The following is a 21156-nucleotide window of genomic DNA, read 5'->3' on the forward strand; positions in this document are numbered from 1 at the left end:
GTCGAGCCGCTCGTTCGCCCCGCGAGCGCCGGTGACGGATCTCGGGGTACGCCGGGGGCCGTGCTGCCTCCGTAACCAGCGGAACCTGCGGCTTTCGTACTCGTACAAGACCTAATCTCCTGCGGGTGGGGTTGATGGGAGGCCACCGGCTCGCGACGGGCTGGTGGAAGGGGAGGCCACCGGCTCGCGACGGGCTGGTGGAAGGGGAGGCCACCGGCTCAGGGCTGGTGGAGGGGCGACCGGGCTGTGGGACCAGCATCGCTGAGCGGCCGATGCGAGGGAATGCTGTTACCCCCCTGCCGCATGGTGGTGTTAACCCCCCTGTGCCACCGCCACCGCGACCGCCCCGTATCGCCCGCCCCCGCCCTTCGGGCCGCCCCCGCCCTTCGGAGCTCGCCGCTGAGGCCGCCGGTCCCTCCCCTGGTTTCGGTCCGGCTGGTCAGTGGTCCGTCCCGTGCCTGCGCGCGTCAGGCCGCCGTCCGCTCCACCGCGTCCGCCACGACGGCCCGGGGGTCACCCGTGCGACCGAAGGTGTCGCGCTGCCGCTGGGCCCCGTTGCCCCGGGACAGCACCTCTCCGAGGCGGTCCCGGACGAGTTCCAGATCGCCGATGTCCTGGAGCGCGTCCACCGTATGGTCCAGCAGCGCCTGGAGCACGGTTCCGGCCGGGCCGGGCCTCCCGGTCCGTGGATCCACCAGGTCACCGCTGAGCCCCGAGCGCCCGGCGCGCCACGAGGCCAGCCGAAGTTCCCCGACACCGACCTCCTGCGCGGGCTCCCCGGCCAGTCGGCCGCGGGCGGCCGTCTCCACCAGGCCGCGCACCAGCGCCGCGACGAGCACGGTGTCGTCCACCTCCATGCACACGTCGGACACCCGCACCTCGACGGTCGGGTACCGGTGGGAGAGGCGCGCGTCGAAGTAGAGCATTCCCTTGTCCAACAGCGTGCCGGTGGCGAGCATCGCCTCCACCCGCCGGTGATACCGCTCGGCGGACCCGAATGCCTCCGTCGGGCCGGCCGACGGCCAGCGGCTCCACACCTGGCTGCGATAGCTGCTGTATCCGCTGTCCATACCCTGCCAGAACGGGGAGTTGGCGCTCAGGGCGAGCAGCGGCGGCAGCCAGGGGCGGATCCGGTCGATGACCGCGACACCCTCCTCGTCCGACTCGACACTCACATGGATGTGACAGCCGCAGGTCAGCTGCTCCTGCGTGGTCAGGCCGAACTCCCTCGCCAGCCACTGGTAGCGTTCGCCATCCCCGACGGTGGGGGCCACCTCCAACGGCGAGGTGGCCAGGGCCGCCACCTGCGCCCCGACCGCCCGGGCCCGTTCGGCGGCCGCCTGCCGCCGGCGCCGCACGTCCGCCGCCAGGACCGCCATGGCCCGGTGCGGTTCGGTCGCGAACTCCAACTGCTCGCGCTGCAGCTCCGCCGCGAAGGCTCCGTCCCGGCCGGTGGCCTCCAGAATGGCGCCGGACACGGCCTGCGGTTCCCCGGTCTCCGGGTGGACCAGCAGCAGCTCTTCCTCCACGCCCACGCTTCGCATCGGACCCAACACCTCTCTGTCCGGAGACTACGAGATCTCGGTTGCCCGACACGCCACGACTCACGCAGCTTTCGCCCACGCGGAGCACCGGTACCGGACCGGTGCCGGACCGGTGCCGACGGGTGCCGCTGTCGGTGCCGGGTCGTACAGTCGGCCGACCGCGTACCGGCGGACAATCCACGAAACGGGACGGCACTGAGCATGACAACCCCTACCGTCGACCATGGCGCCGCCCTCACCGAGCGCGTCATCGCCTCCGTCGAGGCGGAACCGCACCGACTGATCCTCGACTACGCCCCGTGGGCTGGGCCGTGGCTGGACGGGCCGCCGGAGCCGGTGCCCGCCGATGTGCTGGCCACCGCCACGTTCCCCAGCGGGCGCCCGTTGCCGCCCAGCCTCCGTCGCTGGCTGGCGTTCGACGGCGGGTTCTTCCGTCGGTTCGGCTGGTTCGGTCCCGACCACCGCTTCACACCGCGCCCGCTCGGACGGCTCGCGCGCGACACCCTCGGCGACGAGTGGGGAGGGGTTTATGACGCACTGTCGACTCGCTTCGACGAGTGCTTCCTCCTGCCGGGCGGGTCCGACTCCCGTCGGGTCCTGGCCACCGGCGAGCCCGACGATCACGGGGAGTACCCGGTCTTCGCCCTCGACGTCGACGACATCCCCTGCATCGAGCTGATGTATCCGGGACTGGACGTCTACCTGGCGGACACGGCCGGCGTGATCACATGTCAGGGCCGCGGCTACTCCGCCCTGGCCGAGGACCGGACCTACGGCCGGCGGATGCGCACGCACGCGCGGAACGTCTTCGGCGGGGAGCTGCACGAGGACTGCCTGCCGTGACGGTCATGACCGGCGTGACGAGCGTGCGGGAATCCGTTGTTCGTCACCCGGGTCGTGAGAGGGGCGACACAGGGTGCTGACCCAGCCTCACACCAGGGGCCGTGGCTCGTGCCCGCCGTCCCGACTCCCCCGGCGGGGTGGGGACCAGCCGGGGTGTGCGGTTGTGCGCGACGCGGCTACGGAGTGCGGAGAGCGTGGGGTTCGACTCTCCGGCGAACAGCGTCAAGCGGTCTGCACATGCACGCGAGTGGGGGGACTCCGGGGAGGGTGGCGGGGACTATCGCATGGGTGCGCCATGCGGTGGTACGCCCCGTCCGGCCGGAGCCGAGAGGACGATCACCCTGGCCAGGTCCCGGTGTATCCGCTCGGCTTCATTGCGCACCTCGGCTGGGACGTCGCCTCGTTCGGCGACGAGCCGAACGTAGATCGGGGTTTCCTGGAACACGGTGGGTATCTCTGCCTTCTGTCACGGGTGGGTCTTCAGCGGTCGGCGTGGATGCTACAGGTGTGGATCGAATACGGACTCGTCGATCAGATCGGTGAGACGTCGAGCAGGCTCGTGGAACGCCGATGCGCTCATGCGGTCGCGGCCCGAACTGCCCATGCGGGGCAGCCTAAAGCGAGGCACTGACAGGGGACCGCTCCCGCCGGCACCGGATCGCTGCGACGAGTGGTCGGCCACCAAGCGCTCATGTCCGAGGACCTGGACGAGTCCCGATCTCACTGCCGGAGGCGTCTGCTGCGCCGGGAGATCCGGGGCTGGTGAGGGCGAGTGTCGCGTCGAGAAGTGCGGAGGTCAGGGCGGGGAGTTGGGCGGGGGATTCGGACAGCAGGAACAGCCAGGCGAAGACAGGGCCGACAAGGAGGGCGTTGAGGGCGGCCGGGTCGGGGCGGGTGGCGAGTTCGCCGCGTGCGATCGCGCGGTCAAGGATCTCCGTGAGGGTCTGGCGCTGGGCTCCCAGGTACTTCTCGTCGAACCGGTCACGCAGTGCGGGGTCAGCGTGGACATCGGCCAGCAGGCCGGGGACCGTTCCCTGGGGCGGCGCGGCCATGGTGTCCGCGATCTCGGCGAGCACGGCGGCCAGGTCTGCGCGGAGCGATCCACGGTCGGGTGCCACGGCCAGGAACTGATCCGGCACCAGGACATCGAAGATCATCTCTTGTTTGGTGGCGTGGCGCCGGTAGATCGCCGCCTTGCCCACGCCGGCTCGCGCGGCCACCTCGGCCATCGTGAGCCGCGCGTATCCCACCTCGGTCAGCAGCTCTCGAACGGCGCAGGCGATGGCGTCGTCGACGCGGCTGTCTCGGGGGCGGCCCCCCTGGTTGCGAGCTTGCTTGGGAGCGGACATGGGTGCATCATACGGAACCAGCAGTATCGAAACCAACAGTTCCATAACTAGCGGTTCCCTGTTCTCCGGTGCGGCCGCAACCTGGCGGGCCGTCCGCGTTGCTCCACCGTGACCATCGACGCGCGGATGGCCGGGCGACGATCGTCGCCGGGTTCCGACCCCGCCCCGGCCCGACCGACAGGGAACACCGGCTCGGAAGGAATGACCGATGCGCATCCCGAAAGCCGCCCACACCGCACAGCCGTGGCGGATCCACGAGTTCACCCACGACTTCCGGATCGAGGACGTGTGGTCCTTCCGCGCCCCCGACGCCGGGCCCGACGACTTCCCTGTGATGGTCGAAGCGCTGAAGACGGCTTACGACACCCGGAAGGACCCCGCCGCGGTCCGGTTCCTGTTCGCGGTGCGCTGGAAGCTCGGTGCCCTGCTCGGCTGGGACACCCCCCAGGCGGGCCTGGGTGGGCGGGTCGCCTCGCTGCGCGACCGCCTCCCGCTCGACCTCGCCCAGACCGCGAACGACGCCGTCTCCTGCACCGACCCGTTCTCCGAGGTGTACCAGCTCGACAACGAAGCGGCCCGCGAACTGGGCAACAAGACCGTCCACGACATCATGCACCTGGGCTGGGTGCGGACCGACGACGGCGGATACGAACTGCGCATGGCGGCGCTGGTCAAACCCAACGGACTGTTCGGACGGCTCTACATGGCCGCCATCCTTCCGTTCCGGTACCTCATCGTCTACCCGGCGCTGACCCGCCAGTGGGAACGTGCCTGGCTCGACTACGGCCGGCCGAACCGGCACGCCCGAGACGCCGCGCGCGGAGAGACCGCAGGCCCGGACTGACCGGAACCACGGCCGCACGACGACCGTGTGACGCCGCGCCACTTCAGCGCAGCAGGGGCGAGGCGCGGGACACGAACGCCTCGATGGCCTCCCTCGCCCGGGTGTCCCGCGTGTCCCGGTCCGTCTGATCCTGTGCGTTCGACACCTCCATGGTGCGCGCGTAGGCCCGTTCAGCCGCGAGGACCACGTCCTGGTCGTCGGTGAGCAGCCTGACCCGGTACAGCGCCTGTCGTGTCAGGGTGCGAAGACGGTGTGCCTCGTCGCGCGCCCTGAGGAACGTCTCCCCGCCGGGGTCCTCGACCTTGCGGTACCACCGCTCGGCCTGACCGCGCCGGTACTCCTCCACTGCCGCCGCGAACGCGCTGTACGTGGCGATGCGTTCCTGCCGAAGCGCCTCAGAGCGTGCGAACAGCTCGCCGCGTCGGGACGCGCGGCCCTGGAAGGCGTGCGTGATCACCGAACCCGCCAACGTACCTATCACCGCGACGACACTCGTCCAGATGGTTTCCACGGCATCAGCCGACCACACGCCGGGTCGGGCGCGAGGGGCGGCCCCGAGATGAGCCACCCCCGCGTGGCGCGCGCGGCATCGGGCGATCGCTCCTCGGCGCGTGGCCGGTGGGTGTGCGGGCCGCCGTCCAGCCGGGGCGGTCGTCGCCGTGTGGAGGCGGTGCGGGGTCGCTCGCGCTCATCTGACGGGTGGCCCGAATAATCGGTGCATGCACATCCTTTCGTTCGCCGAGAAGGCGACTCCGTCCGAGCTGCGCGTGCAGGTGCGGGAGGTACAGGAGCAGGCGTGGCCGTCCGCGCCGGGCGAGTCGGTCACCGTCGACGCGACGGTGCACGATCCCGCGCTGCGGCCCCGGTCGTTGCTGCTCGTGGACGAGGGGACGGTGCTGGCGGCGCTGGACATCCTGACCAAGGAGCTCGTGCACGCGGGTGGGCGCTTCGCCGCCGGTGGGCTGAGCACCGTGGTGACGCGGCGCGAGGCACGGGGTCGCGGACACGGCCGGCGCCTGGTGGCGGCGGCCCGGGAGGCGATGCGCTCCCAGGGCCTGGACCTGGGGCTGTTCACCTGCGACCGCCCGCTCCGGGCGTTCTACGAGAGCGCGGGTTGGCATGTCCTGCCCGGCGCGGTGCTCGTCGGCGGGACACCACACGCCCCGTTCCCCAGCGATCAGCCCGTCTTCGACAAGGTGACCATGGCCGACTTCTTCTCGCCGGAGGCCCGGCAGGCCCGGGCCTCGTTCCACGACAGCCGCATCGAGGTGTACCCGGGTGAGATCGACAAGCTCTGGTGACCGTCGGTCGCCTTCCTCTCTCCGTAGCTAGCCGATGAGAGCCTGTTCGATCTGGCGTGTGGTCTGCGCGGCGACCCGGGGATCGACGTCGGCGTAGTGGACGTGGGCGTTCAGGCCGGTGGCCAGGGCCCACCCGCGGCCGCGGGTCCAGGTGGCGTCGTCGACGTCGAGCGCGGCGCGGAACGCGGCCCTGCTCCTCGCCGACATGAGGGTGTACCCGATGGTCAGATCGCGCGCCGGGTCGCCGAAGCCGAGTTCGCCGAAGTCGATGACCGCGCTCAGGCGCCCGTCGACGGTGAGCAGGTTGCCGGTGTGGAAGTCCCCGTGGAACCAGACCGGGGGCCGGTGCCACGCGGGTGCCTGGAGCGCCGCCTCCCACAGAGCGGTCATGGCCCGGGCGTCGAACGCGTGGGCACACTTCGCGATGGCGGCCCGGGTGGCGTGGTCCCGGTCGGCCAGCGGTCGTCCGGCCAGCTCGTCGGGCGCGCCCTCCGGCGCGATCCCCCGCAGGGCGGTGAGGAAGTCCGCCAGGTCCCCGGCGGTCTCGACGGAGTCGCCGAGCGCCGTGGCGGTGGCGGTCTCGCCGTCCAGCCAGCGGGACACCGCCCAGGGCCACGGGTAGCCGAACGCGGGCTCCCCACGGCCACCGGCACCGGTGTCGCCAGCGGCAGCCGCGGGGCGAGTCGGGGCAGCCACCGGAACTCCTTCTCGGCCTGCCCGGCCGCGCCCTCGTGACGGGGCAGGCGGACCGACAGCTCCCGCCCCAGACGGTAGATCACATGGTCCGAGCCGGCGGGTTCGACCGGCCGCAGCGGCAGCCCGGCCCACCGCGGGAACCGCGTGTCGATCAGGCGCCGGGCCAGCGCGCCGTCGATCGCCGGACACGCTTCCCGGGTGCTTTCGGTCGCCAACGGCAACTCCCCTGGTCGGCCTGCTCCTGCGCAGGCGGGAGAGCCATCACAGTGCCTCCCTGCTCCGTCCGTCGAACGGTTTTCTCCCCGGCCTCGCTGGATGTGCGCTGTGGTCGCTTGAAACGTCTGTCGTCGCCGCGGACGTCTCCCATCCAGCCGCGGACGTCTCCCATCCAGCCGTGAACGTCTCCCGTCCATACGCCGGCACCTCACCGGGCACCGTCGGGGGCCGCACGGGTGAGCTCATGCGCTCAACCGCGGCCGCCCCGACCGATGCGCTTCAGGTCCGCGGAGAGGGAGTCCAGCCACGACACCGTCGCGTAGTAGACCCGCGGGGCGTCGGTGGGGTCCGCGTCATGGGGGTCCGTGGCGTCGCGTATCGCCGCGGCCGGTGCGGAGGGGGTGTCGCCACCCGGGTCGAGGGCCGCCGACACGAGGAGCATCCGCGCCGCGACCCGGTCGCCGCGGCGGGTCACGGCCGCCGCGGACTCCGGGTCCAGCGGTGGCGCGACCCACGGCGCCGCCGCGCCGTCGAGCGGGGGCGAAGGCTCCAGCAGGCGTTGCGCGCCCCAGAGAGTGTGGTGTCCGGCCATCAGCGCGGCCTGCCAGTCCGGCGACAGCGGCGCCTCGACCGGCTGGAGTGGCGCGCTCGGTTCGTCGGCCTCGACCCCGGCCTGTGTATCTGTCGGTGTCGGAACAGGAACGGCGAACCGTCCGGACCCGGTCGGCGACCGAGACGCCGCCGCGTGCTGTCCGGAGCCCGCGGGTCCGCCCACGGCGGCGTGGTCGTGCGGCTCGCTCTGGATCTGGGCGAATGCCGACTCAGCCAGGATCAGGGAGTGCTGCAGCGAGCGCTGACCGGGTGCCGCCAACGGCTCGCGCACCCCGCCCACCGCCACCGCGGCCGTCGTCGTCACCACGGCCTCGGCCGTGCCCCGCAGCAGGACGGCCACCGAGCGCCGCAACTCCTCGTGCGCGCCGCGCGGCCACGCCAGCAGTCCCAAGACGGCGCCGATGGCGCTCCCGATGAGCACGTCCAGCAACCGGACCTCGGCCAACTGCCAGGTCACCGGCACCAACTGGGCGAACACCAGGGCCACCACGACCGTGAACAGGCCCTGCGCCCACCCCACCCCGCGGACCGGGCCGAGCGTGAAGGTGACCAGCAGCAACGGCGGCAGCGTCACCGCGTACACGGCGGTGTCCGCGCCCACCAGGGTCAGCAGTCCGGCCGTCACGACCGCGCCGATCAGCGTGCCGGTGAGCGCCCGCTGGATGGTGTGCCGCGTCTCCGTCACGGTGGTCCGGGTCAGCGTCAGGGTCGCCAGCATCGCCCAGAAGCCGTGGGGCAGGGTGTCGAGGCCGGCGACCGTCCGGGCCGCGGCCAGGGCCAGACTGATCCGGACCGCGTTCTGGAAGAACACGGAGCGCTGGCCCACGTGCCCCACCAGGCGGCGCCACCACAGGTGCGGCGTGCGCATCCGCGCGTACCAGAAGCGGTCTGGCGGGAGTCCCCGGGCCGCGTCCCGGCCCCGTACGGAGATGTCCGCGGCCGTCGACGCGGCCAGCGCGGCGTCCGCGATCTCCAACAGGGCGGCGTGTCGGCGCAGCACCGCCGGCGTGCCCGGACCCGGGTCGCCGGTGGCCAGTTCCCTCCTGGTGCGCAGCAGCGACTCATGGGCCCGGCGGGGTGCCCGGGCGGGCAGCGTGCCGCGCAGCAGGGCCACGATCTCGGCGGCGGTCCGTTCCACCTGCGCGAGCACCGGGGGTTGGGCGAGCACCGGCGGCCGCTCGAGCCCCGGTGGCCCCTGCGGCCTGCCGCCGCCGGGGAGCCGTCGCAGCCGCTCCAGCAGGGCGCGGGTGGCCAGCCCGGTGTGGGCCAGTGCCCGTTCCCGAACCCCGGGCCCGGCAGGCCGCTCGGCCTCCGGCACATGGGACGGCCGGAGCGACCGGATCGCGCTCAGGGCCTCCCGCTCGGCGGCTCCACTCAGTGCGTACGGGGCCGTGGCCAGCTGGTCAGCGCAGCCTGCGGCGGTCTCGGCGGCCCGGGCGGCGAGCTCGCGGTAGGGCACGGTGGGCGGGTCGGGGAAGAGCACCGCCTCCGCGGCGATCAGCAGCGCCATGCCCACGGTGGTGCCGATCAGTCGTTCGGGCAGCGTGTCCGGAGCGTACGGCGGGAACGACGGCAGGATGTACAGCAGCTGCATGCCGGGCGCCGCCCCGCCCAGCCGGGGGCCGCCGACGGCCACGAAGGCCAGGGCGAAGCCGATCACGAGCATCCCGGCGACCGCGCTCCAGGTCCGTACCGCGAGGAAGGTGCCGGCGGCGACCAGCAGCCACGCCGCCGGCAGGAGCCGCAGCAGCAGTGCGGCCCGCTGCCGCCCGGTCCCGGGGATCCGGGACAGCCCGGCCATCGCGACGGCCGCGAACAGCGCGTACGGGGCGGCGACCGGCAGCTCCAGGCCGTACAGGAACAGGTAGAACCCGCCGGCGGCGGCGACGGTGACCCGGGCCGCCCGGCGGGCCGCTCCGGCGTACCGCGCGGGGAACCCCGGCCACAGGCGCCGTCCGCCCGCGCGCTCGCCGCCGGGCCCATCACCCATGCCACCAGGATCATGCCTGGCGCGGCACGCCGCATGGCGCGGAGCGGGCGGTCGGGTCGAGCCGAGCGTCGGCGTCGTACGGAAGGGGCCTTGGACTGCCTTGGACGCCGTCAGCCGAGCCGCCTTCGGCGCCGCCACCGCGGCGACGGGCGGGGAGCGATCGATACCGCGGCGACGGTCGGCGATCCGCGCCGGCTTCCGTGGCCCCGCCGGTTCCTTGGCACGAGCCGCACGAACTCCGGGGCGGCCGCTCGCCGGGCGGCGCCGCGAGGCGCTCCTGGCGCCGGGGGCGTCGGCCCCCGGCACTGGTGCGAGCGCGGCGAAGGGACGCGGGATGCCGCCCCGACAACGCGTCGCCGGAGACGGTCCCCGTGTCCGCGGGAGGCCCCTGCCGTCCGCGGGCGGCGAGAGTCGGGACTCCGCCCGGTGCGGCAGGGCTCGTCCGTCCGCGGATGGCATAAGTCGGCGTCCGGTCGGCGGGGGTCAGGCGTCGAGGACCTCCACGGTGAGGCGGCCCAGCCGGGCGGGGTCGCCGAGGAGGTCGATGGCGGTGATCCTGCCGTCCACGATGGTGAAGTGGAGGGCGCCGCGCACCTGGCCGTCGGGGACGAAGGCGGCGTCCACGGAGCCGTCCAGCAGGGCGATGCGCGCGGCCTGGGCCCGGCCCAGGAAGGCGTTGAGCACGGAGGAGCGGCCGCGGAGTTCGTCGGCCCCGCCGAGGAGCGGAACGGCCTGGTCGGCACGGACGACGACCTCGGGGTCGAGGACGGCGAGCAGGGCGTCGAAGTCACCGCCGCGGGCGGCGGTGAGGAAGGCGTCGACGACCGCGCGGCGATGGGTGTGGTCGGTCTCGGCGGCCGCGTCGACCGGCCTTCCCTGGACCCGGCGGCGGGCCCGGCTCGCCAGCTGACGTGTCGACGCGGGGGTGCGGTCCAGGATGAGGGCGATGTCGTCGAAGGGCACGGCGAACAGGTCGTGCAGCACGAAGGCCAGCCGCTCGGCGGGGGTGAGCGTGTCGAGGACGAGGAGCAGCGCGGAGCCGACGGAGTCGGCCAGCAGCGCCTCCTGCTCGGGGTCGACCGGGGCCTCCTCGCTCCTCGGGAGCGGGTCGGTCGACTCGTGATCGGGCAGCGAGTCCTCGCGTCGCGAGGTGCGCGAGCGCAGCATGTCCAGGCAGATGCGACCGACGACGGTGGTCAGCCAGCCGCCCAGGTTGGCGATGTCGCCGCTGTCGCCGCGGCTCAGCCGGATCCATGTCTCCTGGACGGCGTCGTCGGCCTCGTTCAAGGAACCCAGGATCCGGTGGGCGACCGCGCGCAGGTGGCTACGGTGCTCCTCGAAGCGCTCGGCCAGGAAGTCCTTCTCGTTCATCTCTTCGCATTCCCCCGCTGTGCTCCGTCGTTATGGTGACGGAGTGTTTCCTTCGTGATCTTACGAGACGCGACAGCGGAGGCGATGCGGGAGCTCATGGGGCTGCGGTGCGTCGCTGAGGGGAGCTGGAGCCGGACAACCCCGTCGACGACCGCGCCCACCATCCGTACCGGGCCGATCGGCCGCGCCAGCCCGTCACGGACGGCGCGCGGTCCGACGGGTCAGGCGTCGAGCCGGGCGGCGAGGCGTGTCCGGGCGGCCGGCCATTCCTCCCTGACGAGGGAGAAGTAGACGCTGTCCCGCCAGGTGCCGTCCGGGCGGAGGCGGTGCCGCCGCAGCACCCCTTCGCGCTGGGCGCCGAGACGGGCGATGGCGGCCTGTGAGCGGTGGTTCATGTGGTCGGTCTTCAACTGCACGCGTTCCATCCCCAGCTCCTCGAAGGCGTGGTCCAGCAGGAGGAGCTTCGTCTCGGTGTTGACCGCCGTGCGCCAGTACGCGCGCCCGTACCAGGTCCAGCCGATCTCCAGTCCCCGATGGACCGTGTCGATGGCCGTGTAGGTGGTCCAGCCGACGGTCCGACCACTGTCGCGGTGGATGACGGCGAAGGGGACGAACTCGCCGCGTTCCGACTCCTGGAGGAGCTCGGCGAGCTTCGCGCCGAGCTCCTCGCGTGTCTGGGGGGTGGGTCCGCCCTGCCATCGCCACACCTCGTCGTCGCCACCGCCCGCCACGAAGAGGTCGGGGAGGTGATCCATGGTCAGGGGAACGAGGTGTACGTGACGACCCGTCAGCGATGTCGACACAGGGGTCTTCGCAGTGATGTTCGCAGCCATGGCCAGAACCCTAACCAGTTTTTGAACTAGCTTCAATCCTTATTTGCACTAGTGCAAAATATGCGAGGAGGGTGCGTTCACCGGGGTGGGCGGGCACGGCGACGTCAGCCGCCGCTCCCGCCCACCGTTCCGTCAGCGCACGCTTCCGCTCAGGGCATCCGCACCCCAGGCGGCCAGTCGGTCCGGGAGCGCGCCGCCCCCGCCGAGGACGTGACGGGCGAAGGCGTCCCGTTCATGAGCCAGCACGGCCGCCTCCCAGACGCAGGGAGCGAGGCCGGCGCGGCCCGGGCGGAGCAGGTCGGGCCGCGCGGCGGGGCCGGTGAAGACGGCCAGGTCGGACATGTACCCCTCGATCCAGGTGTGGACGAGGACGTAGTCGCCGTCACCGCCCGCGTGCAGGATCACGACGGCGAGTCCGAGCGACCCGCGGGCGCGCCCCAGTTGGAGATGGCCCGCGGCGATCCGCAGCGCCTCCGCCGCGTCCCGCTCCGTGACCGTGCGGCCCGGGGTCTCCAGGGAGTACACCTTCACCAGGTGTCCGCCGACCTCGCGGGTCCCCCAGGCCCGGCCCGCGCGGTCGTGGTACTCGTCGGCCAGGGTGAGCAGCGTTTCCGCGTCCACCGCCATCGGCAGTTCTTCACGATCATTCATGTGGTCATCATGCCCGTCCGAGTGGCCGTTCCCCATGGCCGAGCGGCCGGGGGTGCGGCCGGTTGCGGCCCGGCCGTCGGGTCGGCGAACAACCTTGTCCGCAGGAGAAGATGACGGTCACTCAGTGAGTCACCGCGGCGGCGAGGCAAGGGGGGCGGCCCGGCCGCGGATCAGATCGGCGGCCTTCTCCGCGATCATGATGGTGGGCGCGTTGGTGTTGCCCCGCACGAGGGTCGGCATGATCGAGGCGTCGGCCACCCGCAGCCCGCTCACCCCGTTGACCCGCAGCACCTCGTCGACCACCGTGCCCATGGCGCAGGTGCCCGCCGGGTGGTAGAGGCCGTGCAGCTCGCGTCGGGCGAAGTCGAGGAGGTCGGAGTCGCCGTCCGAGCGCGGCACCAGGAAGTCGGCTCGTCGGTGCGCCCGCAGGGCCGGTCGGCCGGCGATGTCGAGCAGCAGCCGCAGGGACCGCACCGCCGCCGCGCGGTCCTCCTCCGTGGTGAGGTAGTTGTGCAGGACGCGCGGCTTGGCGCTGGGCAGGGTGGAGCGCAGGGTCACCCTGCCCCGGCTGGTGGTGTTCAGCAGCACCGCACCGTGGTGGAAGCCGTGCGTGACGGGAGCGCCGAGGCCCTCCTCGTGGAACATGGCCGGGAGCGCGTGGAGCTGCACGTCCGGCGCGTCGAGACCGTCGACGGTGCGGACGAAACCGCCCGCCTCCCCCACGTTCGAGGTGAGCGGGCCCCGGCCCTCGGACTCCAGCAGGGCGACGTTCTCCGGCGACTCCGCGGTCAGCAGCGACTCGGTGTCGGTGAGGTGGATGAGGGGCAGGTGGGGGTGGTCCTGGAGGTTCTCGCCGACGGGCAGGTCGACGCGGGGGGTGATGCCGACGGCCGCCAGCTCCGCGGCCACCCCGACACCGGAGAGCATCAGCAGCTGCGGGGAGTTGTAGGCGCCCGCCGCGAGGATCACCTCACGCTCGACGTGGAGCTCCAGCGGGCTCCCGTAGCGCTCGGCCGCCACGCCCACGACGCGCTCCCGGGCGAAGAGCAGACGGGTGCAGCAGGTCCCCGTGAGCACCGTGAGGTTCGGCCGCTCCATGGCGGGGCGCAGATACGCGTCGGCCGTGCTGTGGCGCAGCCCGTCGCGCTGGGTGAGTTCGTAGAAGCCGACGCCGTCCTGCTCGGGTCCGTTGAAGTCGGGGTTGAACCGGTGGCCGGCCTGCCGCGCGGCCTCTACGTACGCCGCCATGAGCGGGCTGCGGGAGCGGCCCTCGCTGACGGTGAGCGGGCCACCCGCCGCGTGCCAGCGGGACGGGCCGGCGTGGTGGTCCTCCGCCCGGAGGAAGTAGGGGAAGACCTCGTCCCAGCTCCATCCCTTGGCGCCGGCGTCGGACCAGGCGTCGTAGTCGCGGTGGTTGCCGCGTATGTAGATCATCGCGTTCATGGACGACGAGCCGCCGAGCATCCGACCGCGCGGGAGGTAGCGGCGGCGGCCGTCCAGCCCCGGCTCGGGCTCGGTGGTGTAGTCCCAGTCGTACCCGGTGCGCAGCAGCTTGCCGAACGCGGCCGGTATGCGGATCTCCGGGGCGTCGTCGGTGGGACCGGCCTCCAGCAGCAGGACGCGGACGCCGGGGTCCTCGCTGAGTCTCGCGGCCAGGACGCAGCCTGCCGATCCCGCCCCCACCACGATGTAGTCGTGCGTTTCGTCCCGCACGGGCTTCCCCTCCCTGGTGCACGTCTCAGGACACGGGCGCCCTTCATGATGGGCGGGGTCCGGCGTCGAGGGGAGGCCGCGTGGCGATGTTCGGACAGGGGTGGGTCGCCGCCCACGCGTTGGCCGGCGGCGAGCCGGCGCGGGGGGGGCGATGGCGGCGTGGCGGGGCGGGGTCGTCGAAGGCGGCGTGCCCGATGCGGCGCAGCGCCTTCCGAGGCTCAGGGGGCGTCGACGTCCGAGTGGGCGTCGGCTGCCAGGCCGGCCGCCGGTCGACCCGGGGCGGCGTGCTCCCTCACCGGCCCCTGGCGGGTGCGGCGGCTACGGTCGGGCGGGGGGCACGGAGCGCGCGACGCGGAACCCCACGCCTGGGTGACCGGGAACGCCGACAGCCGGTAGGGCGCGACGTCGACCGACCAACCGCGCTGTGTGCCCGCCCCGGAGGTACGGCGACCATCTCGTTTCCCATGGCTACGTCCACGACGGGCCACCCTACCGGCGGCGGATCGCCTTAGTGATCTTCATTGGAAGGGCCGGTCGGAGGCGCCGACACCTGCCTTTACACTCCTACAGTTGATCAAGCAATCACTTCGTCCGCACGGGGGTAGGCAGTCATGTTGGACTGGGTCAAGGAGGTCCTCGGCGAACTGGCCGAAACCGTCGCCGGGGCGGTCATCGCCATCATCGTGTTCCTCTGGTGGATCGGCGGCCCGGGCTTGACGGCCATCCTGTGGAGCGAGGGCGACAAGCCCCTGGCCATGCAGTTCCTGGCGGGCTGGGCGGTCGTCACGGTGCTGTACTTCATGCTGTCCCGGCTGGTCCGTCGCATCCGACGCGGCTGAGCCCCCTCGGGCCGCCGCCGGGCCGCCCCGCGAGCGTCATACGAGCGTCCTCCGGACTCCGCCGGGCCGCCCCGCGTGCGTGTCGTGGGCGCTGCGTCGGGGCCGCCCGTCGGAGTGTCAGGCCGACGCCCGGGCCACCGGGCGGTAGGTGCACACCTGCACACCCGCGCCGCTGGCGACCGTGGAGACCAGCTCCAGCGTGCGCAGCCCACCGTCGGCCGGGAAGATCGTCTTTCCGCCGCCCAGCAGCACCGGCATGATCATGAGTCGGAGCTCGTCGACCAGGCCCTCTCCCAGCAGGGTGCGCACCAGCGTGGGGCTGCCCATGACCAGCAGGTCTCCGCCGTCGGCCGCGCGCAGGCTCCGCAGCCGGGCGACGGCCTCGTCGCCGGGGATGCGGATGGTGTTCTCCCACGCCGTCACCTCGTCGTCGCCGAGGGTGCCGGAAACGACGTACTTCGGGAGGGCGTTCATCCGGTCCGCGAAGGGGTCGCCGGCCCGCTCCGGCCACGCCGCGGCCATCGTCCGCCAGGTGCGGCGCCCGAAGAGCAGCCCCTCTGCCGTGCGCAACGCGTCGTCGAAGGCGCCGCCCACCACCTCCGGGTCGAAGAACGGGTGCGACCAGCCGCCGTGGGCGAACCCGCCGTCGGTGTCCTCCTCCGGGCCGCCCGGCGCCTGCACGACGCCGTCCAAGCTCATGAACTCGCTGATCACGATGCGCACCGACATGCTCCTCTGCCTCGAACCTGGGCCAGGTCGTGAACTGACCCCCACTCGACCGATCATGACATCGACCACCGACAACGCCCTGGGAGAACCTTCCGCGCCCGCGGTGGCATGTCGCCCACGGTGACGGACCGTCATGCGGGCGCCGGCCTCCCGCCCTCCCACGGCCGACCGGGCCCCGGGCTCCTCAGGCGGCGGTCCGGGACTGTCGGCGGTAGCCGCCGGGAGCCTGCCCGAACTCGCGCTTGAACGCCTTGGCGAAGGCGTACTCCGAGCCGTATCCGGTCCGGGCGGCCACCGCGGTGAGCGGGGCCTTGGACTCCCGGAGGAGCCTGGCGGCGGTCGTCATGCGCCAGCGGGTCAGATAGGCCATGGGCGGCTCGCCGACCAGCGTGGTGAAGCGCCGTGCGAAGGCCGCGCGGGACAGGCCCACCCGTTCGGCGAGCGACTCGACCGTCCACGGGACGGAAGGGTCCGCGTGGATGGCCGCCAGCGCCGGCGCCACCGCCGAGTCGCCCAGGGCGGCGGCCCAGCCCCTGGTCGTCGCGGGTGGCTGCTCCTCCAGCCAGCCTCGCAGGATGTAGAGCAGCAGCGAGTCGATGAGCGTGGGCACGATGCCGGCCGACCCGATGCGCGGGTTCTCCAACTCCGCGGCGAGCAGGCCGATCGCGGCGTTCAGCTCGGGGTGGCGGCCCTGCCCGGTCTTGAGGTGGACGACCTCCGGGAGTTGACGCACCAGCGGGTGGGGGCGCCCCTGGTCCAGGTGGTAGTTCCCGCACAGCAGACGGGTGAGCGGCCCGTCGCCGCCGAGGCTCACCGTGCCCAGGGGGGATCCCGGACGGTAGTGGTGGGGCTGCTCCACCTCGGCCGGCGTGTCGGGGTGGTCGGCGAGGATGTGGTCCCGGCCGTCCCGCAGGAAGACCACGTCACCCGTGGTCAGGTCGAGCGGCGTCAGGTGTCGCGTGTCGTCGAGGGGGACCAGCCAGCACCTGCCGTGCAGCACCACGTGGAAACCGGCCCCCGCCACCTTGGGGAGGCGCAGGCCCCACGGCGCTCGGCCTTCGGTGCGCACCGACGTGGGTTGCCCGGTCCGCATCGAGCTCAGCGCCTCGCTCAGGATGTCCAATCTCGCCCCTCCCCCGTTTCCACCCCGCCGCGTCGGCGGTGGCGATCCACCCTACTTTCCGCCCGTCCTCCTCGACGGCCAGGGGCTCGGCCCGCGTGCGCCCGTACGATCGGGACATGCTCTTATGGATCAACGGCCCCTTCGGGGGCGGCAAGACGCAGACCGCGTACGAGATCCGGCGCCGACTCCCCGGCAGCATCGTCTGCGATCCCGAACACGTCGGATTCGGACTCCACCGGACGCTGCCGCGGAGCCTGCGCGGGGACTTCCAGGACCTCGCGGCGTGGCGGCAGGGGGTGTTCGAGGTACTGGACCTGACCCTGCGCCGGCATGACGGGGTGGTGATCGTGCCGATGACGGTCGTGGAGCCGAAGTACTTCCAGGAGACCGTCGGCCGGCTGCGCGAACACGGCCACGAGGTCAGGCACTTCGCCCTGCTCGCCGAGCGCGAGACGGTGCTGCGCCGGCTGCGTGAGCGCGGCCTCGGGCACGCGATCGGGCTCGTCGCCGGCAAGGACACCGCGCTGCGTCGGGAGAGCTTCGCGGTGTCCAAGCTCGACGTCTGTCTGGAGCGCCTGCGCGGGGAGGAGTTCGCCGAGCATCTGTGGACCGATCGGCTCACGGTCCCGCAGGTCGCCGAGCGCGTCGCCGCCTCGGCGGGCCTGGCGCTGAGCCCGAACTCGGACGGAGAGCTGCTCGGACGGCTGCGCCGCGCCTGGACGGGGATCAGGCACATACGGTTCGACTGACGGCCGCCGAGTACGGCGCCGTGCTCGCGCGCCACCGCCCCCGGCCGGGTGGCGCGTGCGGCCGACGCACCGGCATCATCGCCGGATGCCTCATCTCGGACTACACGGTGGCCGTCTTCCGGGACCCGTACGGAAACCGCTGGGACCTGATCCAGCCGAACCGGCCGACGGCGCCCTGAGCGCCGGAGCCGACGTCACCCCGAGCGCCGGCACCGACGTCACCCTGAGCGCCGGAGCCGGCCGACGCGGCGCCGCCGGTCATCCGCCCAGCCGGCCGGCGAGGCGGGACTGGGCCTGCCGGTCGTAGCGGCACAGCGGGCGCAGGCTGACGCGTTCGCTCAGCAGGGTCCGGGCCAGGTCGGGACGGCTGCCGCGCAGGGTGGCCTCGACCAGGGTGCGCTGCAGCGCGTCCCGCTGGGCGTGGCTGCCGCCGAAGGCGTGGAAGCGGTGCCGCAGCGGAAGCAGCAGCTCGGTGACCTCGTCGTAGCGGCCGCGCCCGTAGTCGACCAGGGCCCGGCACACCGGCAGGCCGATGTCGACGGTCATGGAGACGTTGGACACGCCCGGGTCGGCGCGTCGGACCCACTCCTGCCGGTCCCGGACGAGGGCCTCGGCGTCGGAGAAGCGGCCGGCGCCCACGTAGGCCATGACGGCGTGGGCGTCGTTGAAGGCGTAGTACGCGCCGTCCCGCCGCCGCGCCCAGGCGTCGGCCAGGGTGCTCCACCGGTCGCCGGTGTCGACGCCGGCCAGGTGCAGGCGCCACAGCAGCGAGGCCGCGTCCAGCAGCTCCATCGCCGCGTCGGAGGAGTCCTCGTGGTGCACGGCGGTGTCGTAGACCTCCAGCACTCGGTCGGTGCGCCCGGACTCCAGAAGGTAGAGGGCGTAGTGCCACCAGTTGTGCACGGTGAGGTAGTTGCCGTCCGCCCAGTTCCGCGCGCGGGCGTCCAGGTAGCGGATGCCGTCCTCGAAGCGCCCCTGCATCTCGTAGGTGTGCACCACGGCGTGGATGCCCCACACGTCGCGGGCGTTGCGCTCCACGGCCTCCAGGCCCACCTCCTCGGCCCGTCGGTAGTGGCCGGACTCCTCCAGGCCGAAGGCGTAACAGCCGAGCAGCGGCCCGTAGTGCGGATCGTCCGCGTCCCAGGCGGAGAGGGCGCCGCCGATGCGGTCGCGCAGCAGCACGGCGTCGCCGGTGAAGAAGTCGATCTGATGGCCCACGGCGAGGGCGAGCGCGTCCCGCGGGCAGGCCACGCTCACCTCGGCCAGGAGGCGGCCGGCGCGGTGGATGTCGCCGGCGAGCCAGGAGGACGCGGCCTCCAGGTGCCCGCGCTCCCGAGAGGTGAGTCGCGCGGGGTCCACCTCCCGCCGGAACGCCTCGAACGCGCCGCGGGCGTCGGCCGCGGCGGTCTCCTCCGTGCCCAGCAGTCCGAGGTAGGCGGCGAAGACGTTGCCCATGACCGAACGGGGTGAGTCGCGGAGCGCGGCACGCACCTCCGCGTCCACCTCCTCGCGGAAGAAGAGCAGATGGTCCAGCGCGCTCTCGTAGTGGCGCGCCGCGTCGGCGCCGGTGCGGGTCATCGTCTGTCCGTGCCGGTCCGTCCCCACCGAGAGCCTCCCGTTCGGCCGCCGCGCCGGTACATCCCTGCCCGGTCGCGGGGGTGTCGATGCGCGCCCACGACGGGGAGGCGGCCGACCACCCCACCGCCCGGCCAGCCATCCCGGGCGACGGGCGCGTACCCGGGCCCCACCAGGCGATTCCCGGGACGAGGGCGCGCCGCGGCGGCCCGGACGCCCGGTGCCGGCGGCCGGCGCGCGGAGGCCGCGGTCACTCGTCCGGAGCAGCCCACCAAGCCGGGCCACCGTGCGCGATCACATGATGTCGGTGTGTCACGTTGTAGCGCTCTCGTGTCGCGCGCAACGTGCTCCCGCAACGCGCAGACCGGCAGTGAACGTGGTTCATGCCCGTTCGGCCCGCCCCTCGAAACTCGTGCCCGTGCCGGGGACGTCGCAGTGATCGGCGCCCCGGGCAGGCCCGCAGGATGCGACGGTGCGTGTCCATACCGCCGCGCGTTGCCCTCCTCGATCAAAGGAGCAAACCCCGTGCGAAGTATCAGACTCGCGGTCCTTCCGTTGGCGACGGCCGCCATCGTGGCGCTCACCGGTCCGGCGACCGCCTGGGCCACCCCCGACCCGACCGACCCCGTGCCGCCCCTCGAGACCACGGCCAGCCCCGCCCCGCGGATGGCCAGTGGCGAGGTGATCGACTCACCGACCGCCGCCGAGGCGCTGCAGCGCTACTGGACGCCCGAGCGGATGAAGAACGCGATACCGCTCGACCGCGTCGACGTGACGCCGGGCGCGTCGGGCCAGAGCGCGAAGGCTGAGTCGACGCCGGCCACCGCCGCACGGCAGGGCCGTACCGACGCGAGCGCGCCCCCGGCAGCGGCGGAGCCCCAGACGCAGGCCAAGCCCAAGCCGAAGACCCAGAAGCAGGAGAAGGGCCAGGCCAAGCCGAAGACTCAGGAGAAGGGCCAGGCCAAGCCCCAGGCACAGGCCAAGCCGAAGACTCAGGAGAAGGGCCAGGCCAAGCCCCAGGCACAGGCCAAGCCGAAGACCCAGAAGCAGGACCAGGCCAAGCCCCAGGCACAGGCCAAGCCGAAGACCCAGAAGCAGGACCAGGCCAAGCCCCAGGCACAGGCCAAGCCGAAGACCCAGAAGCAGGACCAGGCCAAGCCCCAGGCACAGGCCAAGCCCAAGGCGCAGGCACAGGCCGCGGCGCAGCTCACCGAATCGGCCGCGGTCGGCAAGGTGTTCTTCACCGACCCCGGAGACGGGCTCGACTACGTGTGCTCGGCCAGCGCCCTCAGCAGCCCGTCGCGGCAGATGCTCATCACCGCGGGCCACTGTGTGCACCAGGGCGGCGGCGGCACCTGGATGACCAACTGGACCTACGCGCCGCGCTACCGTGAGGGCGTAACCCCGTTCGGCCTCTTCTCCGCCCAGCAGTTCCGCACCTTCGACGCGTGGATCAACGACTCCGACCTCCGCCGGGACGTGGCGGTGGTGACGACCTTCACGCTCAACGGCAGCAAGGTCGTCGACGTGACCGGCGGTCACGGGCTGAGCTGGAACTTCCCCACCGACCAGGCCATCACGATCCTCGGCTACCCGGGCAACTTCTCCGACGGAGAGGTGCAGTCGTGGTGCACGGGCGTCACCCGTCCGGTCACCGACGGCCGGCGCGAGATGCAGTGCAACTTCGGTGGCGGCTCCAGCGGCGGCCCCTGGCTGCGGGAATACAACCCGCTCACCGGTCTGGGCTCCGTCAACGGCGTGATGAGCACGCTCGCCACGGACGGCTGGAACCGCACCCCGTACTTCGACGACGCGGTGAAGGCGATGGTCGACGCGCAGGGTAGCGTCACCTGATCCACCGACGAGGAGACAGTCCCATGAGCCGTCCCCACCACGACACACCCGCCCGACTCCACGACCGCGGCCACGGCCGCGGCAGGGCGAACCGGTTGCCGTGGTGGGGCACGGCCGCCGCCGTGCTCGCCGCCGTGGTCGCGCTGGTCGCCTGGCGCACCGCGGCGGCCGCGCCGAAACCTCCGCAGCCTCCGCCGGCCCCGGGCTCCACCAGCAGCGATGCGCGGCCGGACCCCGGCACGTCGGAAGGCTATTGGACACCCGAACGCATGCGAGAGGCCCGGCACGCCCCCATGCCGGAGGACGAGTGAGCCAGCGGTCTCG

Annotated in this window: 18 protein-coding genes and 1 pseudogene; 7 read left to right on the forward strand and 12 right to left on the reverse strand. The window is 72.9% G+C overall.

What is annotated here, in order from left to right; all coding sequences use genetic code 11:
* Positions 1-467: 467 nt before the first annotated feature.
* Positions 468-1544, reverse strand: coding sequence for a glutamate--cysteine ligase (locus CD790_RS23020; protein WP_144385215.1), 1077 nt, complete (start codon positions 1542-1544; stop codon positions 468-470).
* Positions 1545-1745: 201 nt separating this feature from the next.
* On the opposite strand from CD790_RS23020, the gene CD790_RS23025 reads away from it, so the two are divergent.
* Positions 1746-2387 (forward strand): hypothetical protein, encoded by a 642-nt coding sequence (locus CD790_RS23025; RefSeq protein WP_144385216.1) that lies wholly within the window; start codon positions 1746-1748, stop codon positions 2385-2387.
* Between the two features lie 689 nt (positions 2388-3076).
* Here CD790_RS23025 and CD790_RS23030 read toward each other — a convergent pair.
* Positions 3077-3736: a TetR/AcrR family transcriptional regulator gene (locus tag CD790_RS23030; RefSeq protein ID WP_144385217.1), complete on the reverse strand. Its 660-nt coding sequence runs from the start codon at positions 3734-3736 to the stop codon at positions 3077-3079.
* A 208-nt stretch (positions 3737-3944) separates the two neighbouring features.
* Between CD790_RS23030 and CD790_RS23035 the strand changes: the two genes are divergently transcribed.
* A complete protein-coding gene (locus CD790_RS23035; RefSeq protein WP_144385218.1) occupies positions 3945-4580 on the forward strand; it encodes a DUF2867 domain-containing protein in 636 nt (211 codons plus the stop codon).
* 43 nt (positions 4581-4623) lie between these two features.
* On the opposite strand, the gene CD790_RS23040 is transcribed toward CD790_RS23035, so the two are convergent.
* On the reverse strand, positions 4624-5091 hold the full coding sequence (locus CD790_RS23040; protein ID WP_144385219.1) for a hypothetical protein: 468 nt from the start codon (positions 5089-5091) through the stop codon (positions 4624-4626).
* Positions 5092-5299: 208 nt separating this feature from the next.
* Here CD790_RS23040 and CD790_RS23045 point away from each other — a divergent pair, with 208 nt between their 5' ends.
* Positions 5300-5881, forward strand: coding sequence for a GNAT family N-acetyltransferase (locus CD790_RS23045; protein WP_144385220.1), 582 nt, complete (start codon positions 5300-5302; stop codon positions 5879-5881).
* A 27-nt stretch (positions 5882-5908) separates the two neighbouring features.
* On the opposite strand, the pseudogene CD790_RS23050 reads toward CD790_RS23045, so the two are convergent.
* The 6 genes and pseudogenes from CD790_RS23050 to CD790_RS23075 form a co-directional block, all read right to left on the reverse strand.
* A pseudogene (locus tag CD790_RS23050) lies at positions 5909-6792 on the reverse strand (aminoglycoside phosphotransferase family protein).
* A gap of 251 nt (positions 6793-7043) precedes the next feature.
* The gene (locus CD790_RS23055) at positions 7044-9395 is read right to left on the reverse strand and encodes an FUSC family protein (RefSeq protein WP_144385221.1); all 2352 of its coding nucleotides are present in this window, start codon (positions 9393-9395) and stop codon (positions 7044-7046) included.
* A 483-nt stretch (positions 9396-9878) separates the two neighbouring features.
* The gene (locus CD790_RS23060) at positions 9879-10766 is read right to left on the reverse strand and encodes a sigma-70 family RNA polymerase sigma factor (protein ID WP_144385222.1); all 888 of its coding nucleotides are present in this window, start codon (positions 10764-10766) and stop codon (positions 9879-9881) included.
* 221 nt (positions 10767-10987) lie between these two features.
* Positions 10988-11599: a GNAT family N-acetyltransferase gene (locus CD790_RS23065; RefSeq protein ID WP_186319187.1), complete on the reverse strand. Its 612-nt coding sequence runs from the start codon at positions 11597-11599 to the stop codon at positions 10988-10990.
* A gap of 132 nt (positions 11600-11731) precedes the next feature.
* Positions 11732-12250 (reverse strand): hypothetical protein, encoded by a 519-nt coding sequence (locus CD790_RS23070; RefSeq protein ID WP_144385223.1) that lies wholly within the window; start codon positions 12248-12250, stop codon positions 11732-11734.
* A 129-nt stretch (positions 12251-12379) separates the two neighbouring features.
* Positions 12380-13963 (reverse strand): GMC family oxidoreductase, encoded by a 1584-nt coding sequence (locus tag CD790_RS23075; protein ID WP_144385224.1) that lies wholly within the window; start codon positions 13961-13963, stop codon positions 12380-12382.
* Positions 13964-14574: 611 nt separating this feature from the next.
* On the opposite strand from CD790_RS23075, the gene CD790_RS23085 reads away from it, so the two are divergent.
* Positions 14575-14802, forward strand: a complete 228-nt coding sequence (locus CD790_RS23085; RefSeq protein WP_144385225.1) for a hypothetical protein — start codon at positions 14575-14577, stop codon at positions 14800-14802.
* Positions 14803-14919: 117 nt separating this feature from the next.
* Here CD790_RS23085 and CD790_RS23090 read toward each other — a convergent pair whose 3' ends face one another.
* Both CD790_RS23090 and CD790_RS23095 read right to left on the reverse strand, forming a co-directional pair.
* Positions 14920-15525: a dihydrofolate reductase family protein gene (locus tag CD790_RS23090; protein WP_144385226.1), complete on the reverse strand. Its 606-nt coding sequence runs from the start codon at positions 15523-15525 to the stop codon at positions 14920-14922.
* Between the two features lie 190 nt (positions 15526-15715).
* The gene (locus tag CD790_RS23095; protein WP_144385227.1) at positions 15716-16654 is read right to left on the reverse strand and encodes an AraC family transcriptional regulator; all 939 of its coding nucleotides are present in this window, start codon (positions 16652-16654) and stop codon (positions 15716-15718) included.
* A gap of 116 nt (positions 16655-16770) precedes the next feature.
* On the opposite strand from CD790_RS23095, the gene CD790_RS23100 reads away from it, so the two are divergent.
* On the forward strand, positions 16771-17403 hold the full coding sequence (locus CD790_RS23100; RefSeq protein WP_144385228.1) for an AAA family ATPase: 633 nt from the start codon (positions 16771-16773) through the stop codon (positions 17401-17403).
* A gap of 258 nt (positions 17404-17661) precedes the next feature.
* Here CD790_RS23100 and CD790_RS23110 read toward each other — a convergent pair whose 3' ends face one another.
* Positions 17662-18981 (reverse strand): tetratricopeptide repeat protein, encoded by a 1320-nt coding sequence (locus tag CD790_RS23110; protein WP_260867801.1) that lies wholly within the window; start codon positions 18979-18981, stop codon positions 17662-17664.
* A gap of 522 nt (positions 18982-19503) precedes the next feature.
* Between CD790_RS23110 and CD790_RS34785 the strand changes: the two genes are divergently transcribed.
* Both CD790_RS34785 and CD790_RS23125 read left to right on the forward strand, forming a co-directional pair.
* Positions 19504-20832 (forward strand): serine protease, encoded by a 1329-nt coding sequence (locus CD790_RS34785; RefSeq protein ID WP_186319188.1) that lies wholly within the window; start codon positions 19504-19506, stop codon positions 20830-20832.
* 23 nt (positions 20833-20855) lie between these two features.
* A complete protein-coding gene (locus CD790_RS23125; protein WP_260867802.1) occupies positions 20856-21143 on the forward strand; it encodes a hypothetical protein in 288 nt (95 codons plus the stop codon).
* Positions 21144-21156: the final 13 nt, after the last annotated feature.

Source organism: Streptomyces sp. SAJ15, from assembly GCF_007595705.1.
In the GTDB taxonomy this organism is placed as follows: Bacteria; Actinomycetota; Actinomycetes; order Streptomycetales; family Streptomycetaceae; genus Streptomyces.